The organism is Synechococcus sp. R55.7, from assembly GCF_047461955.1.
GTDB lineage: Bacteria > Cyanobacteriota > Cyanobacteriia > Thermostichales > Thermostichaceae > Thermostichus.
Window position 1 is genome coordinate 1 of record NZ_JANSIC010000424.1, and the last position, 849, is coordinate 849.

1 pseudogene is annotated in these 849 nt (G+C 59.8%); it reads left to right on the plus strand.

Annotated elements, in window-relative coordinates:
- Positions 1–340 precede the first annotated feature (340 nt).
- Positions 341–849: pseudogene (locus NW820_RS12910) on the plus strand (serine hydrolase); the annotation flags it as partial.

Consider the following 849-nt stretch of genomic DNA (forward strand, 5'->3'; position numbering starts at 1 on the left):
CTGACGGTTTTCCTGGACTTGGCAAAAGCGCTCCGCGCCGCTTCCGCGACTATTCCCAGCCCCTCTTCCAGAGGGAAAGGGGGGTCACGGATCAACCTAAGTTTTTAAAACGACTCCGAGTGGATGCTCTGGCAACAGGGACTCATCCTGCCTTTGGCGGGGTTGTTGCTAGGCTTCGTGTCGCGAGGACGGTTTGATGGGCGTTTTGCAATCTAGGTCAGGGCAGGTTGGCCAATTTGTGGGTTTAATGTGGGTTTAATTAAGCCAAGCTCACCGGAGTGGAGTCGGTGAAACTGCCAGCAGTGTCTGTCAGAAGTATGGTGTTAAGGCAATCGTTCTTATGACCAGAGCAAGGGAGAGGAAAGGCACCGATCCATCCGCGCTAGCGGGCCGTAGGCCTTTGCCAGAGAAGTCGCGGGATCCCCGCCGCCCTCCACAACCTGCCAAGAACGCCGTCCCACCTCCGGCGGAGTCAAAGCTGCGAACAGGATCTGGTCGCCTGCTTCCTGCCCCCAGGGGATCCCTATTGGTTTCCCGTCCTCAACCGCTGCGTCTTGCTCGCCAGAAAGCCATTGCTCGTCTGCGCCAACGGGCTGCCCGGCCTCGCCGCTTGAGACGTTCTCCATCTCTCGGGCAAGTGTTGCTCAGGGGACTGAGCTTAAGTCTCATCCTGGGCCTGACGATGGCGGGCCTCTCGCAACTGCTGCAATCGACCACCGCTGGCCGGACAGAACAGTCCACGACGCAGCTTGGGGATCCTCCCCCGTCGGCATTCCCGAGTAACATTCTGCCGGGAGAAGCGATCCCGGCTTTGCAGGAGCGCTTGGCCGCTTTGGCCGACCAACCGGG